14 protein-coding genes are annotated in these 15,068 nt (G+C 65.9%); 7 read left to right on the forward strand and 7 right to left on the reverse strand.

All coding sequences use genetic code 11. From position 1 onward, the window contains the following. Positions 1 to 77: 77 nt before the first annotated feature. Positions 78 to 1,907 (reverse strand): acyl-CoA dehydrogenase, encoded by a 1,830-nt coding sequence (locus A7G45_RS23650; protein ID WP_043400200.1) that lies wholly within the window; start codon positions 1,905 to 1,907, stop codon positions 78 to 80. Between the two features lie 124 nt (positions 1,908 to 2,031). Beyond that, entirely contained in the window at positions 2,032 to 3,486 is a 1,455-nt protein-coding gene (locus A7G45_RS23655) for an aldehyde dehydrogenase family protein (RefSeq protein ID WP_260940631.1), read from the reverse strand. Positions 3,487 to 3,620: 134 nt separating this feature from the next. Here A7G45_RS23655 and A7G45_RS23660 point away from each other — a divergent pair, with 134 nt between their 5' ends. Both A7G45_RS23660 and A7G45_RS23665 read left to right on the forward strand, forming a co-directional pair. Next, positions 3,621 to 4,280 (forward strand): cysteine hydrolase family protein, encoded by a 660-nt coding sequence (locus A7G45_RS23660; RefSeq protein ID WP_043400265.1) that lies wholly within the window; start codon positions 3,621 to 3,623, stop codon positions 4,278 to 4,280. Positions 4,281 to 4,342: 62 nt separating this feature from the next. Further along, complete coding sequence (locus tag A7G45_RS23665) at positions 4,343 to 5,077, forward strand: sulfite exporter TauE/SafE family protein (RefSeq protein WP_407667543.1); 735 nt, start codon at positions 4,343 to 4,345, stop codon at positions 5,075 to 5,077. Positions 5,078 to 5,081: 4 nt separating this feature from the next. Here the strand turns inward: A7G45_RS23665 and A7G45_RS23670 are convergent, their stop codons facing one another. Together A7G45_RS23670 and A7G45_RS23675 are read right to left on the reverse strand one after the other, a co-directional pair. Further along, positions 5,082 to 5,432 carry a DoxX family protein gene (locus tag A7G45_RS23670; protein ID WP_110789009.1) on the reverse strand — a complete coding sequence of 117 codons (351 nt, stop codon included), beginning with the start codon at positions 5,430 to 5,432 and terminating at the stop codon, positions 5,082 to 5,084. A gap of 5 nt (positions 5,433 to 5,437) precedes the next feature. After that, on the reverse strand, positions 5,438 to 6,055 hold the full coding sequence (locus A7G45_RS23675) for a TetR/AcrR family transcriptional regulator (protein WP_043985350.1): 618 nt from the start codon (positions 6,053 to 6,055) through the stop codon (positions 5,438 to 5,440). A 233-nt stretch (positions 6,056 to 6,288) separates the two neighbouring features. On the opposite strand from A7G45_RS23675, the gene A7G45_RS23680 reads away from it, so the two are divergent. Then, complete coding sequence (locus A7G45_RS23680; protein ID WP_234711403.1) at positions 6,289 to 7,098, forward strand: cutinase family protein; 810 nt, start codon at positions 6,289 to 6,291, stop codon at positions 7,096 to 7,098. A 3-nt stretch (positions 7,099 to 7,101) separates the two neighbouring features. Here A7G45_RS23680 and A7G45_RS23685 read toward each other — a convergent pair whose 3' ends face one another. Next, positions 7,102 to 7,851, reverse strand: coding sequence for a hypothetical protein (locus A7G45_RS23685; protein ID WP_260940636.1), 750 nt, complete (start codon positions 7,849 to 7,851; stop codon positions 7,102 to 7,104). Between the two features lie 116 nt (positions 7,852 to 7,967). Between A7G45_RS23685 and A7G45_RS23690 the strand changes: the two genes are divergently transcribed. From A7G45_RS23690 to A7G45_RS23700, 3 genes are all read left to right on the forward strand, one after another. Then, positions 7,968 to 9,191, forward strand: a complete 1,224-nt coding sequence (locus tag A7G45_RS23690) for a PucR family transcriptional regulator (protein WP_260940637.1) — start codon at positions 7,968 to 7,970, stop codon at positions 9,189 to 9,191. A gap of 194 nt (positions 9,192 to 9,385) precedes the next feature. Next, positions 9,386 to 11,212 (forward strand): amino acid permease, encoded by a 1,827-nt coding sequence (locus tag A7G45_RS23695; RefSeq protein ID WP_043400270.1) that lies wholly within the window; start codon positions 9,386 to 9,388, stop codon positions 11,210 to 11,212. Beyond that, positions 11,209 to 12,090 (forward strand): universal stress protein, encoded by an 882-nt coding sequence (locus A7G45_RS23700; RefSeq protein WP_260940640.1) that lies wholly within the window; start codon positions 11,209 to 11,211, stop codon positions 12,088 to 12,090. Before A7G45_RS23695 ends, A7G45_RS23700 begins: the two co-directional genes overlap by 4 nt. 98 nt (positions 12,091 to 12,188) lie before the next feature. On the opposite strand, the gene A7G45_RS23705 is transcribed toward A7G45_RS23700, so the two are convergent. Both A7G45_RS23705 and A7G45_RS23710 read right to left on the reverse strand, forming a co-directional pair. After that, the gene (locus A7G45_RS23705) at positions 12,189 to 12,419 is read right to left on the reverse strand and encodes a hypothetical protein (RefSeq protein ID WP_043400216.1); all 231 of its coding nucleotides are present in this window, start codon (positions 12,417 to 12,419) and stop codon (positions 12,189 to 12,191) included. Positions 12,420 to 12,690: 271 nt separating this feature from the next. Further along, positions 12,691 to 13,890, reverse strand: a complete 1,200-nt coding sequence (locus tag A7G45_RS23710; protein ID WP_260940641.1) for an ROK family transcriptional regulator — start codon at positions 13,888 to 13,890, stop codon at positions 12,691 to 12,693. Between the two features lie 153 nt (positions 13,891 to 14,043). Between A7G45_RS23710 and gap the strand changes: the two genes are divergently transcribed. Further along, positions 14,044 to 15,063, forward strand: coding sequence for a type I glyceraldehyde-3-phosphate dehydrogenase (gene gap / locus A7G45_RS23715; RefSeq protein ID WP_260940643.1), 1,020 nt, complete (start codon positions 14,044 to 14,046; stop codon positions 15,061 to 15,063). The last annotated feature ends 5 nt before the right edge of the window (positions 15,064 to 15,068 follow it).

Raw genomic sequence — 15,068 nt, forward strand, 5'->3', positions numbered from 1 at the left:
CATTTTCCACGGCAGCGGCCTATCCACAGCAATTCAGGGCCGGAACTGTGATCTGATCGACGGGACAGGAAGCCCGGCTAGAAGGCGGCGTTCTCCACTTCCATGACGTCGGTGTCCAGCGTCTCGATCACCTCACGCACCGAGGACAGCAGCGGCAGCATGTTCTTGGCGAAGAACTTCGCCACCGCCACCTTGCCGGTGTAGAACGCGTGGTCGCGTTCGGTGGCGCCGGCGAGCGCCGCCTGGGCGATCTGCGCGGCGAGGATCAACCGCCAACCGATCATCAGGTCGCCGACCGCGAGCAGGAAACGCACCGAGCCAAGGCCCACCTTGTACAGCTGCTCAGGGTCGCCCTGGGCGGCCATGAGGTAACCGGTCAACGCGGCGGCCATCGCCTGCACATCCGCCAGAGCCGTTGCCAGCCTGTCGGTTTCAGCCTTGAGGTCCGGCCCGGCAGCGTCGATGGTGGCGGTGATCTGGCTCGACACGTGAGCCAGGGCCGAGCCTTGATCCCGGATGATCTTGCGGAAGAAGAAGTCCAGCGACTGGATGGCCGTGGTGCCCTCGTACAGCGCGTCGATGCGTGCGTCGCGGATGTACTGCTCGATCGGATAGTCCTGCAAGAAGCCGGACCCACCGAGGGTCTGCAGTGATTCGGAGAGCATCTCGTAGGCGCGTTCGGAGCCGACGCCTTTCACGATGGGCAGCAGCAGGTCGTTCACCCGGTGCGCCAGATCGGCGTCGGCCCCCGAAACGAGTTGCGCGACATCAGAATTCTGATAGGCGGCGGTGTACAGGTAGACCGAGCGCAGCCCTTCGGCGTACGCCTTCTGTGTCATCAGGCTGCGCCGAACGTCGGGGTGTTCGATGATCGCGACGCGCGGCGCGGTCTTGTCGGCCATGTGGGTGAGGTCGGCGCCCTGGATGCGTTCCTTGGCGTAGGCCAGCGCGTTGAGGTAGCCGGTGGACAACGTGCCGGCAGCCTTGACCCCGACCGTCATTCGCGCGTTCTCGATGACCTTGAACATCTGCGCGATGCCGTTGTGCACCCCGCCCACCAGATACCCGATCGCGGGCTTCCCATGGGCGCCGAACGTCAGCTCACAGGTGGGTGAGGACTTGATGCCCATCTTGTGTTCCAGGCCGGTGACGTACACGCCGTTGCGCTCGCCGAGTTCAAGCGTCTCGGGGTCGAACAGGAAGTTGGGCACGAAGAACAGGCTCAGTCCCTTGGTGCCGGGGCCAGCCCCTTCAGGGCGGGCCAGCACCAGGTGGAAGACGTTCTCGGCGGTGTCACCGACGTCGCCGCCGGAGATGAAGCGCTTGACGCCCTCGATGTGCCAGGTGCCGTCCTCCTGAGCGATCGCCTTCGCCCGTCCCGCGCCGACGTCGGATCCGGCATCCGGCTCGGTCAGCACCATGGTGCCCGCCCAGCCCTTGTCCATCGCCAACTGCGCCCAGTGCTGCTGCTCTTCGGTACCGACCTCGGCCAGCGTGTGGGCCATCGCCGGCCCGAGTCCGTACAGAAAGGTCGCCGACGGGTTGGCCGAGATGAGCATCTCCTGGATCGCCCACACCAGCGCCGCCGGCGCAGCCGTACCGCCGGCTCGCTCGTCGAGGCCGAGGCGCCACCACTCCGCCTCCTTGACCACCCGGACGGTCTTGGCAAGCTCGTCTGACACCGTGATCCGGTGCTCGTCGGGCAGGAACACCGGCGGGTTGCGGTCGGCGTCGACAAACGACTCTGCGACAACGCCTTCCGCGAGTCGCGAGACCTCGTCGAGCATCGAACGGGCGGTGTCCGCATCGAGGTCGCCGTAGCCGCCCGCGTCCAGGGCCGCACCGAGCGGCAGCACTTCGAACAGATTGAATTCGATATCGCGCAGGTTGGCGATGTAGTGGCTCACATACAAAGGATTGGCGGCGACGGAAAGGTACGCAACCGTAGGTTCTGTGAACCTACGGTTGCGTAGCCGAAGGGTGCGAGGTCACACCGAGACGTGACCTCCGTCACATGATGCCCGCGGGTGATTAGAGCTGGACGATGACGCTCTTGTTCTTCAGGTAGGCATCGAGCCCTTCGCGACCGAACTCCTGGCCCCAGCCGGACTGCTTGTATCCACCGGAGGGCACGTCGTGGTCAAAGACCAACTGGCAGTTGACCTGAACGCTGCCGGCCTGCAGCCGCTTGACGATGCGGTGCGCCCGGCTGACGTTGGTGGTCCACGCGGTGGCCGCGAGGCCGTAGCTGGTGTCGTTGGCCATCGAGACGGCCTCATCTTCGGTGTCGAACGGCAGGATGCTCACCACCGGCCCGAAGATCTCCTGCCGGTACAGGCGCATTCCGGGATCGACGTTGGTCAGTACCGTCGGGTGCACGAAGTAGCCCTTGCGATCCAGTCGGTAGCCACCGGCGACGATCTCGACACCGTCGCTGCGGCCTTCGTCGATGAAGCTCAAGACCCGGCCCAATTGCTTGGCACTGATCAGCGGGCCGCTCATCACACCCTCTTCATCCGGCCCGCCGTACTTCATGAAGTTGGCGACACCCGCGATGCCCTCGACCACCTGATCGTAGACGCCGCGCTGCACGAAAATCCTTGAGCCGCAGACACATCCCTGCCCGGAGTGAATGAAGATTCCCATGGCCGCGCCGAAGATGGCCTTGTCCAGGTCAGCGTCGTCGAAGATCAGCACCGGCGACTTGCCACCGAGTTCCAGCATGACCTTCTTCAGGTTGCCCGCCGACGCCTTGACGATCTCCTTGCCGACTTCGGTCGACCCCGTGAAGGCGACCTTCTCGACGTCGGGATGCGCGGTGATGGCGGCGCCCGCGGTGTGGCCGTACCCGGTGATCAGGTTGATGACGCCCTCGGGAACGCCGGCTTCGTGGATCAGCCGGTCCAGCAGCAGGGCCGAAAGAGGCGTCTCCTCAGCGGGTTTCACCAGGCTGCTGCAGCCTGCGGCCAGGGCAGGGGCGATCTTGGCGCAGGCGTTGAAGATCGGGCCGTTCCACGGGAAGATCAGGCCGACGACGCCGTAGGGCTCGCGCAGCGTGTAGCCGTGCTGGTCGACATAGGCGTCGGAGGCGATGCCGCTGGTGCGGATGTCATAGGCGGTGCCGTTGATCTTGGAACACCAGCCGGCGTAATAGCGGAAGAACTCGGCGCAGGTCGGGACCACCAGCTCGGACTGCATCTTCATCATGCCGGTGTTGGCCGAGTCGATCGCCGCGAAGTCGGCGGCGTGCTCGTCGATCAGGTCGGCGATGCGCCACAGGATCTTGGCCCGCTCGCGGCCGGGCATGCCGGACCAGACGCCGGCCTCGAAGGACGACTTGGCGCGGGCGACCGCCTCGTCGACGAACTCAGGGCCGCAATCGGTGAATTCGCCGATCTGCTCTTCGCTCACCGGATCGATGATCGGGATGAGATCACCCGTGCCTGGGCGCTTCTGGATGTCCTCCAAGACCGACTGCAGCGTCATCGCGTGCCTCTCATCGTCAGCGACGCGCGCCCCGGGGTGAGCGCGCAACAAATGCTGTGCAGTTGCTTAGCATTGCCGTCGGCGGGTCGTCAAGAGTGGCTCACGACGGCGGTTTGTCTGGAAAGATCGGGAACGTGTCTGCCGGCCACGACTACACCTCCCCTGACCTGGCACGCAGCGCCCTGGTGCTGATCGACGTGCAGAACGATTTCGTCTCGGGGCCGTCGCAGGTCGACGGCACCGCCGAACACCTGCCCGCGATGGCGCGACTACTCGAGGCGTTCCGCGCGGCGCGCCGACCGATCGTGCACATCGTGCGGTTGTACGTCCCCGGCGGCAGCGACGCCGACCCGCCGCGTCGGGCCATGATCGAGTCCGGCCGGCAGATCGCCGCACCGCATACCGACGGCGCTGCCGTGCCCACCGAACTGCTGGCCCACCCCTTGGACTACGACTCGCTGCTGGCCGGCGGTATCCAATACGTCGCGGCGGGCGAGGTCGTCATGTTCAAACCGCGGTGGTCGGCCTTCTACCGCACCTCACTCGATGAGCATCTGCGCGACCTCGGGGTGAACACCGTCGTGGTGGCGGGCTGCAATCTGCCGAACTGTCCGCGCGCCACCCTGTTCGACGCCTCCGAGCGCGACTACCGCGCGGCGCTGGTCACCGACGCCACCTCCCAGGTGACGCCCGAGCGACTGGCCGACCTGGCGCTGATCGGCGTCGCGAGGCTGAGCACCGCCGATATCGAGCAGTTCTTCCAGGCCGGTGCGACGGCCGCGCCGGCCCAGTGAAGAATTCAGTGCGTGAGACCGCACAGTAAGACGCACCCCTGACCGCCCTCGCGATCACCGCGGTGCTGCTGGCCGGCGTCGCCGCGGGAGTGATCAACGCGGTCGTCGGATCCGGCAGCCTCATCACCTTCCCCGTGCTGATGGCCGTCGGCTACCCGCCGCTGGTGGCCAACATGTCCAACTCCGTCGGGCTGGTACCCGGCAACTTCACCGGCGCCTACGGCTACCGGCATGAGCTCGGTGGCCAGAGCGCCCGCATCGTCCGGCTCGGCGCGGTATCGCTGGTCGGAGCGATTGTCGGCGCGGTGCTGCTGCTCAAACTTCCACCGGGCGCGTTCACCGCGGTGGTGCCGTGGCTGATCCTGTTGGCCGGCGTGCTCGTGTTGGTGCAACCCCTGTTGCGCCGCGCACTCGACGCGCGACGCGGCACCGAGCGGACTACCGACCATGCTGTGCCGCTGTACCTGGGCATCTTCGGGTGCGCGGTGTACGGCGGCTATTTCGGTGCGGCGCAAGGCATCATCATGATGGCCCTGTTCGGACTGTTCGTGTCGGAAGACCTGCAGCGGCTCAACGGCGTCAAGAACATCTCTGTGGGACTGGTCAATTCGGTCGCGGCCATCATCTTCATCGTCGTCGGCCAGGTGGCCTGGCTACCGGCGCTGCTGCTGGCCGTCGGCTCCACGATCGGTGGCTACATCGGGGCAAAGATCGGACGGCGCCTGCCGCCCAATGCCTTACGCGCCTGCATCGTGGTGGTCAGCGTCGTGGCGTTCACGGTCATGATGCTGAGGTAACGAGTCACACCACGTACGACAGGACGAAGACACCGACCGACAGCCCCAGCATGCCAAGGCAATTGAGCCAGAATTCCTGCTTGAGGAAATCGGCACGGTAGTGCGCGTAGGCCGCGCACACGAAGTAGACGATCACCCCGACGTTGGCCGCCACCCCGATGCCGGGATACTTCAGCCCGGCCACCAGGCCAGCCACGGCCAGCAGCTTGACGACGATCAACACCCACCACCAGTCCTGCGGAAGTTTCACTCCCTCAAGACATCCGCGGATGAACTGCGGCGGACGGATCGACATCAACGCGTCACCGAAGAGCACCGCCGCCAACAATGCGGTGGGCCACCAATAGTGCGGAATACCAGTCACTGCTCATCTCCTTGTGTTGAATCGTGAATGACGCAACGGACGACGTCGCGTAGTTGGTCAGGTACCGACGCACCGCCGGACACTTGATTGCCGCCGGTCATGACGATGCCGAGGTAGGCGAAGTAGACGACCCGGGCGGCGCGTGGCGCGGCGGCCTTTGAGAGCCCGGCGCGCGCCAGGACCGACTCCAGTTCGGTGACCAAGGCGACGGCGAGGTCGCGGAAGATCGCCGATTCATGGCTGCCGCGAACGATGATCGAGGAGTACTGCCGGGACAACGCGGGGTCCTCGGCGAAGTACCGCAGAAACGGTGCGAGCAGCCCGATTACGGCATCGACCGTCGCGTCCGGGGTCAACGGGTCTGGCGATTCATCGCCGGCCTGACGGTCGCGGTGGACGGCGGCGATCCACTCGTCGAAGACCTCGATGAGCAAACCGTCCTTGTCGCCGACGCCCATCACGGTGCCTGTGCTGACACCCGCGTCGGTCGCGATCTGGCGAACCGTCGTCGCAGCGAAACCCTGTCCGCGGAACAGCCGTTCGGCGGACGCCAACACCTTCGCCCGGGTCTCGTCTCTCGCCGCGGCACGCGACTGAACGTGTTCAGTGAACATGTTCAACAGCATGGCGTACCGGTGCCGCATCGTCAAGCCGCAGCCCGGCAATCCGGCCCTACCAGCAAATAATCAACCCCGACACGGCCCGCGTAGGCGCGCAGAAGACCCGCCGACGTGTCAGCATGGACCCCGTGAGGCCAAGCAAAAGCAGAAGCCGAATCAGAAGCCTGACGACCGCTACGACAGCCGCAATCCTGGTGGTACCGCCAGGATTGCTGTCCGCCGCACCATTGCCGACAGCACACGCGGCAGACTGCCCAGACGCCCAGGTCATCTTCGCCCGAGGAACCGATGAAGCGCCCGGACCGGGCGGGGTCGGGACGGCATTCATCAATGGGCTTCGCACCGCAATCAGCCCGAAAACCCTTGACGTGTATGCGGTCGACTATCCCGCTACCACCGACTTCCCCACCGCCGTCGACGGAATTCGCGACGCCCGCAGGCAGCTCGTGACCACCGCTGCGGCCTGCCCGCGGACCAAGATGGTCCTCGGCGGGTTCTCGCAGGGCGCCGCCGTTGCGGGCTTCGTCACCGCGGGCACCATCCCCGAGGGGATCGCCGCCACCGATGTGCCGGCCCCCATGCCGCCGGACGTCGCGGATCACGTTGCGGCCGTTGCCCTGTTCGGTAAGCCTTCCCCACGTTTCATGCGAGCCATCGGCTCCCCCACGGTCACGGTCGGCCCGGTGTATCAGCCCAAGACCACCGATCTATGCGTTTCCAACGACCTGGTGTGTGACGCGCACGGGTCGAGCTTCGATGCCCACAACAGTTACATCGACAGCGGATTGGTCACCCAGGGCGTCAACTTCGCGATGAGCCAGCTGCAGGCCGGGTGGGCGGCCGACGCGCTGGCCGGACCCGCGCCGTGGTCATCAACGACGGTGCAGGCCGCCGACCAGGCGGGTCGCGGTCAGCCCGCACCGGCCTCGACTCCGCAGACCGCCGCGGCGCCGGCCCACATGCCGGCGAGCGCGCCATGGCTCCCGGGGCCGGAGCAGGCCGCACCGTCGCCGGCACCGGACGCTCCACCCCAGTAGCCGCTACCGGAACTGCACACCCCGGCGCCGCACCCACCAATCGGCAAACAGCGTTCCGGCCATCCAGACCATGATCGCAACACCAAGGTGCACAGCACTTTTGGTGTCACGGCCGAGCACGGGACCGACGATGTGGGCGACGGCGGTCGGCAGCGCCCGCCACAGCTCGCGGTGCTCGACCCCGCCGATCGGGTCGGCGACGAAGTACAGCGCGTAGGGCAACGCCAACGAGGACAGCCACAGCACGATGCGCCGCCGGTCATGGCGCTGACCCCACCGCTGCGCCAGCGGGACTTCGGCCACCGGCAGCAACACCGAGACCACATTGCCGATCCCCAGCCAGGACAGGATCGGCACCGCGACGTTCGGAATCGTCACGCCGAGCCGTGCCGGCGTCTCCAACCAGAGGGTCAGCACCGCGGCCACCGCAAGCACCGGCAGGCCGACGAGTACCAGCAAGGCCAGGTTCTTGCGCAGCAGCATTCGCCACGGCGGTATCGACTCCGCCAGGGCCCGCTGGACCCGATCATGGTCAGCGCCAAGCACATTGGTCGTCGTGGTGTCGGCCAGCACGAACGATGAGAAGTATGTGCCGACCAGGATCACCCAGTCCTGGTGATGACGTCCACCGGAGGCCAACGGCTGCACAGAGAGCCACACCAGGGCGAGCACGACGTTGGCCACCACGCCCAGCAGCCAGCTGCGCGGCGGGGTGAACGCCCACCGCACTTCCGACCACACCGCGGGCCACATGATCAATCTCCCCGGTCAACGCCCCGCCCGGCCGCGGAGTGCGTGCGACGATACCCGGCAACAACCTTGCGGTACCTGTGAGCGCGGTGCCGCCGACACAGATCTGAAGGGAGCGCATGGCGGAACCGCACAGCACCGATCCCAGTGCCCACCTTCAGCTGATCGTCGACCTGCTCGCCCGGTCCCTGAATCGCGCGGTGCTGCTGGACGACACTGCGATGACGCCCATGACCTTCAGCCGTCAGCGCGGCACCGTCGACGACGTGCGGATGCACAGCCTCATCGAGCGCGCCACGAAACCCGAAGTCATGGCAGGGCTCCAGGCCTTCGGACTCGACGACGCCGACCCCGGTGTCGCGATCCCGCCACTGCCGCAGCACGGCATGGTGGCACGGTACTGCGTGCCGGTGCGCTCGGCCGATGACCGCTTCGGCTACTTGTGGGTGATCGACCCGCAGCAGTCACTGAGCGCGGCCGATCGCACCTTGGCTCACCAAGCGGGGGCGGACCTGGTGGCGATCCTGGACCGGCGCCGGACCACAGAGCGCGCCGTGGAGTCCGCGCATCAAGCCCTGCTGACCCGGCTGGTGTCGGACGAGCCCCTCGAACCGGTGCTGCGTGAACTCACCACCCACGACATGGCCCGGCCGGACAGCCTGCTCAGCGTCTTCGCGTTCGCGCCATCCGGGGATTCCTCCGAAACCGAGCAGCGTCGCATCGCATTGCGATTGCGGCTGTCCACCGTCGAGCGGACGCACAACTGGTTCGTCCTGCCGGGCAATCCCATCAGCGTCTTCGCCTTCTGCCCGGCACACGTACGGGTCCCGCCGCAGCGGTTGGTGGAGACCGTGACCTCATCGATCCAGGCCACCTTCGATGACGATCCGGCCATCGGCTGGTCGGGCACCCGGCTGCCCTTGTCGCAAGCACCGCAGGCATTTCGAGATGCGCGGCTCGCGTGTGCCATCGCCGCGATCGGCGCAGGTCCGGCCGGGTCCCCGACGGACTGGACCGGGGCCGGCTCGTGGCGGGCGGTGGCCCTGCTCGCCGACAGCTTCGCAGACTCCCCCGACGAACTCGACGGGCTGATCCACCCGGGCGTCGCCGCCTTGTTGGCCGACGGACGCGACGACCTGATCCAGACCCTCGAGGCCTATCTGTCCTCCGGCGGCGACGCGAGGCGCGCGGCCGACACCATGCACCTGCATCGCTCGACGCTGTACTACCGCCTGGAGAAGATCACCCAGGCGCTCGGTGATGACGTCAACGACCTCACCGATGGAGAGGCGCGCTTCGATCTGATGCTGAGCATCCGGCTGGCCCGGCTGCGTCGTCGCTGACCGCGCGTGGTCTTCCGACTGCTGTCGGAAAAACTGCTGGATGTTCCGACCAGCTGCGCCTCGTTAGTCCCCCGCACGCAGCATCGATCGGCTTAGTATTCGCACACGCCAAAATGTGGTGCAGCTCACATCGTCGCTGGGCGTGGGCTGAAGACGCTCCGACAATGCCGTCGGGGCAGCGCGAAGGAGACGACGTGAGTGGGACATCGACCCTGCAAAAGGGCCTGAGCCAGCGCCAACTATCGATGATCGCGATCGGCGGGGTGATCGGCGCCGGGCTGTTCGTCGGCTCAGGGGTCGTCATCAAAAACACCGGGCCTGGAACGTTCATCACCTATGCACTCGCCGGGGCGCTGATCATCATGATCATGCGGATGCTCGCCGAGATGGCGGTGGCCAACCCGTCGACCGGCTCGTTCGCCGACTACGCCCGCAACGCACTGGGCAACTGGGCCGGCTTCTCGATCGGCTGGCTGTATTGGTACTTCTGGGTGATCGTGGTCGGTTTCGAGGCCATCGCCGGAGCCAAGATCGTCAAGTACTGGCTGCCTTCGGCGCCGATATGGCTCACGGCCCTGCTGCTGTTGATCGCGATGACGGCGACGAACCTGTTCTCGGTGTCGTCGTTCGGTGAGTTCGAGTTCTGGTTCGCAAGCATCAAGGTCGCGGCGATCATCGTGTTCCTGGGTGCGGGCTCGTGCTACGTGCTCGGCCTGTGGCCGAACAAGTCCATGGACTTCTCCAATCTGACGGCCCACGGCGGATTCTTCCCCCTGGGCTCGGCCGCGGTCACCGTCGGTGTGGTGACTGTCATCTTCTCGATGGTGGGCGCCGAGATCGCGACCATCGCCGCTGCCGAATCGACCGACCCTGAGCGTGCCGTCGCCAAGGCCGCCAACTCGGTCATCATGCGCATCGCAGTCTTCTTCGTCGGCTCGGCGTTCCTGCTGGTGACCATCCTGCCGTGGAACGGCAATCAACTCGCCGCGTCGCCGTTTGTCTCGGCCTTCACCGCGATGGGCGTTCCCTACGCCGACCACATCATGAACGCGGTCGTCCTGACAGCTGTCCTGAGCTGCCTGAACTCCGGCATGTACACCGCTTCGCGCATGCTGTTCGTGCTCGCCGCCCGTCGCGAGGCACCTGCCCAGCTCGTCTCCGTCACCCGCCGCGGAGTTCCGGCCGCCGCGATTCTCACGTCGTCGGTCATCGGTTTCCTGGGTGTCATCGCCTCGGCATTCTCGCCGGAATTCATCTTCAAGTTCCTGCTCGATTCCAGCGGTGCGGTGATCCTCTTCGTCTATCTGCTGATCGCGATATCCCAGATCGTGCTGCGGTACCGCAACGGCGACGGCCATCTCAAAGTCAAGATGTGGCTGTTCCCTGTGCTGTCGATCGTCTCAGCGATAGCGATGGCCGCGATCCTGGCGCAGATGTTCATCCAAGGTGGAGACAACAGACGAGCCTTGTTGCTGAGCCTCCTGTCCTGGGCTGTGGTGATCGGATTGTTCTTCGCCAACCGCTGGTTCGTCTCGCGCCGGCCCGTTCCGGAGGTCATCGCCCCGACCGAGCGACCGCACCGAGTCCTGGTGCTGGCCAACGAAACCGTCGGCTCCGAAGAGCTGCTCGACGAACTACGCGCCATCGGCGCCGACAACGCCACCACCTATCACGTCGTCGTGCCCGTCAGCCCGATCGAGACCGGCGCCGCCGCCTCCCACGGTCCTCTCGATGTCTGGGAAGCCACCAAAATCCTTGCGCAGCAACGCCTCGATCAGACACTCGCCGCGCTGCACTCGGCGAATCTGGAAGCCGACGGCAAACTCGGCGACTACCGCCCGCTGCGCGCTTTGGCAGCCGCCGTCGCCGAGTTCGAGCCCGACCAGATCGTCATCGCGACGGAGCCGCCGGAACAGTCGATCTGGCACCGCTTCGATGTCGTCGACCGCGCCCGGGCCGACTACCACGTGCCGGTGACCAACGTGATCGCGATGGCGCCCGCCGAGGAGCCCGTCGCGTGACGATCATCGCCGGGTTCAGCGCATCCCGGCACGGCAGCGCCCCGATCAACCTCGCCGTGCAGATCGCGAAGACCACCGGCGAAAAGGTGATCGCGGCGGCGGTACTGGAGCGCTCGTGGCCACCGCGCAACGACCCGGTCGAAGACGAGTACCTGCGCCACGTGAAGGCGCAGACGGCCCAGTCCTTGCAGGCCGTCGTCGACGGCCTGCCCGGGCGACCGGACGTCCCGACACTGGTGCACGAATCCGGTTCCATCCCAACAGGTTTGCTCGAGTTGGCGCAGGAGTTTCAGGCCAGGGCCGTGGTGCTCGGCTCGTCGTCGTCGGGGCTATTGGGACGCGTGGCGCTCGGCAGCGTCACCGAACGTCTGGTGCACACCGCGCAGGTGCCGGTGGCGATCGCGCCGCGCGGATATGGCTTCAGCCACGAGCCGATCCGCCGACTCACCGCGGCCTACGGCGGTGAGGCCGACACCAACGGGTTGATCCGGGCGGCCGCGGACCTGTCGAAGGACTGGAATGCCCGGCTGCGCATCGTGGCGTTCACCGTGCGGCCCGTGTGGGCGTTCGGTGGGCCCTCACTCGAGGCGGGTGCTGAGGACATGGTGGTCGCGCAATGGTCGAAGCGCACCGCCGACGATGTCACCAAGCAGCTCAACAAAGTTCGTGAGCAACTGGCCGTGCCCGACGTGGACATGATCGTCAGCAGCGGGCGCGATTGGCAGCAGGCCGTGGAGAACACGGGATGGGCATCAGGTGATGTGCTGCTGCTCGGATCTGGCGCAGCCGGGCAATCGGCGCGGGTCTTCCTCGGGTCGGCGGCGGCAAAGATTCTGCGTCATTCTCCGGTGCCGGTGATGATCATGCCGCGCGCCTGATTCCTGCCGCCGAGCGCCTGGGGGCACCTCCCGCTTGCGGGGGATTACGGCACGCAACTCACGAAAAAGCGTGCCATAACTGGCCTTTCGGTGTCGGTCTAGCCCTTGCCGGAGAACGTCGCCTTGACCACGGGGCTGGCCGAAGGGGTCAGGGGTGCGGTCGGCGGGGCCGTGGACGTCGTGGTGGCGCCGCCATCGATACGCGGCGCCAACGGCGCTGGTTGGGCGACCGCCACGGTGGCGGCTCCCATGGCCACCAGGGCACTGGCTCCGATTGCGGCCGCGATGCGACGGACGTTGGCGGCGTTGGTCAGACGTGAACGGGACATCAAATTCCTTGTATTCATTGCGAGATGGATTGGTGCCGTCGGCCAGTGGCCACTCACACCGCCGACCGCTCACGTCCCGCAGATATGCACTGCGCCAACCAATGAGCAGTCGGTGCAGCGAAATCTGCCTCAGCGCCTGACCTGCGTCAATAGCCAGCGCAGATGTTGAACAGACTGCGCAATTGTGACGTGGAACACTGTGATCCACGCATCATTTTGCTCGGTTACTCGTAGGTTGGCATCCGCGTCGACCTTCGCCACCGGAACCGCGTCAGGCACCCGACAGCTGAAGCCGCGCGTCCAACGACGCATCAATCATGTTGGGGCTCAAGATGTGATCGAGCACCGTGGTTGCGCAGCCGACGATGCCGACGCGCTCCTGCAACACCGACGGGACGACCTGCAGCGTCCGGGTGGCCAGGGTGCTGGCGTTGCCGTACAACGTTTCTCGTAGACCAGCGACGAATACGTCGTAGGCACCGACCATGTCACCGGCGACGACCAGCACCGCTGGGTTGATCAGGTTCACCGCGGCGGCGAGCACTTCGCCGATGTGGCGCCCGCTGTCACGAATCATGCTGCGAGCCTTCGCATCCCCACTAAGAGCGAGAGCCACCACGTCGCGCAGATGGTTGACGGCGTACCCGTCGGCTTGCAGGTCCCGCACGATCGCCCAGCCGCCGGCGACCGCCTCCACACAACCCGTGTCGCCGCAGCGACACGGAATACCTGCTGCCGCCGAGATCTTGCTGTGCCCGAAATCCCCGGCAGCCGCCGCGGCCCCGCGCCGGAGCTGACCGGCCATCACGATGCCGGCGCCCAGTCCGGTGGACGCTTTCACAACCAGCATGTCTTGCACGTCAGCGAATCCGAACCGCCGTTCCGCCAGGGCGATGACGTTGGCATCGTTGTCCATGACCAACGGAGCGTCGGTGAGATGCTGGAAGTACGGGGCCAACGGCACACCATCCCAGCCGCTCATGTTCGGGGAGTCCAGACTGGCTCCCCGCAGTTGATCGACAGTACCGGGCAGGCTGAGCCCGATCCCGAAGACGCGGTCGCCGCGGCGTCCGGAGTCGTCCAACAGCGCCTCGATGCGCCTGACCAGGCCGGGCATCAGATCGTCTGGACGCATGCCGGGCTCTTGATCGATGTCGGCGGTAGCGAGGATGTCGCCGGCGAGATTGCACAATGCCAACTGGGTGCGGCTGCGCCCGATCGCCGCGGCGAAGACGATGCCGGCATCGATGTTGAACATGAGTTGGGTCGCCGGACGGCCGCCCGTCGACGCTGCGTACTCGGGCTCGATCACCAGATTGTCGGCCTCCAGAGCCGAGAGCCGAGCCGTCACGGCGGTGCGGGACAGGCCCGTGATCCGGCCGATCTCACTGCGGGTGATGGCTCCGCGCCCCCGGATCAAGGCGAACACATCGCCGGGTGTGGGTGCCACCAACGTGCCACTGAGCGCCATGCGCCCCATTGAAGCAAGGTGACACACACCCATGCAAGCGTAAGGACCCGATAGTTAGGTATTTGAAGTACTAAAGATGTGTTGCGGAAAATCCTAATCGGTGTAGGGTTCGTCCTGAACCGATCAAGCTCTAGGTATCCAAGGAGATCAGCAGTGACTATTCGGATCGGCGTCAATGGCTTCGGACGCATCGGGCGTAACTTCTTCCGCGCTCTGGACGCGCAAAAAACGGCGGGCATCAACACCGATCTGGAGATCGTGGCGGTCAACGACCTGACCTCGACCGACGCGCTGGCTCATCTGTTGAAGTTCGATTCGATCCTGGGCCGGCTGCCCTACGACGTCCGCGCGGATGGCGACACCCTGGTGATCGGTGATGCCAAGATCAAGGCCCTGGCGGTCAAGGAGGGTCCGGCGGCGTTGCCGTGGGGCGAGTTGGGGGTGGACATCGTGGTGGAGTCGACCGGGATTTTCACCGACGCCGCCAAAGCGCGGGGGCATTTGGAGGCCGGGGCCAAGAAAGTGATCATCTCCGCGCCGGCGACCGGTGAGGACATCACCATCGTGATGGGTGTCAACGATGACAAGTACGACGGCAGCCAGCACATCATTTCCAACGCCTCGTGCACGACGAATTGCCTGGGGCCGATCGCCAAGGTGCTCAATGACGAGTTCGGCATCGTCAAGGGCTTGATGACCACCATCCACGCCTACACCCAGGATCAGAATCTGCAGGACGGCCCGCACAAGGATCTGCGCCGGGCCCGGGCCGCGGCGATCAACATCGTGCCGACGTCGACCGGGGCGGCCAAGGCCATCGGTCTGGTGCTGCCCGAGCTCAAGGGCAAGTTGGATGGGTATGCGTTGCGGGTGCCGGTGCCCACCGGTTCGGTCACCGACCTGACCGTGGAACTCGGCAAGTCCGCGTCGGCCGCGGAGATCAATGCGGCGATGCAGGCTGCTGCCGAGGGCCCGTTGAAGGGGATCCTCAAGTACTACGACGCCCCGATCGTGTCGTCCGATATCGTCACCGACCCGCACAGTTCACTGTTCGACTCCGGACTGACCAAGGTCATCGACAACCAAGCCAAGGTCGTCTCGTGGTACGACAACGAATGGGGCTACTCCAACCGCATCGCCGACCTGACCGCACTGGTCGGCAAATCGCTGTAGCTGTC

It is taken from the genome of Mycolicibacterium llatzerense (assembly GCF_025331195.1).
GTDB classification, from domain to species: Bacteria; Actinomycetota; Actinomycetes; order Mycobacteriales; family Mycobacteriaceae; genus Mycobacterium; species Mycobacterium llatzerense.

Coding starts and splice junctions, on each gene's coding strand:
- A7G45_RS23655 (WP_260940631.1), bottom strand. CDS start 3,486: ATGACGCTGCAGTCGGTCTTGGAGGACATCCAGAAGCGCCCAGGCACG.
- A7G45_RS23675 (WP_043985350.1), bottom strand. CDS start 6,055: ATGTTCACTGAACACGTTCAGTCGCGTGCCGCGGCGAGAGACGAGACC.
- A7G45_RS23685 (WP_260940636.1), bottom strand. CDS start 7,851: ATGTGGCCCGCGGTGTGGTCGGAAGTGCGGTGGGCGTTCACCCCGCCG.
- A7G45_RS23690 (WP_260940637.1), top strand. CDS start 7,968: ATGGCGGAACCGCACAGCACCGATCCCAGTGCCCACCTTCAGCTGATC.
- A7G45_RS23705 (WP_043400216.1), bottom strand. CDS start 12,419: ATGTCCCGTTCACGTCTGACCAACGCCGCCAACGTCCGTCGCATCGCG.
- A7G45_RS23710 (WP_260940641.1), bottom strand. CDS start 13,890: ATGGCGCTCAGTGGCACGTTGGTGGCACCCACACCCGGCGATGTGTTC.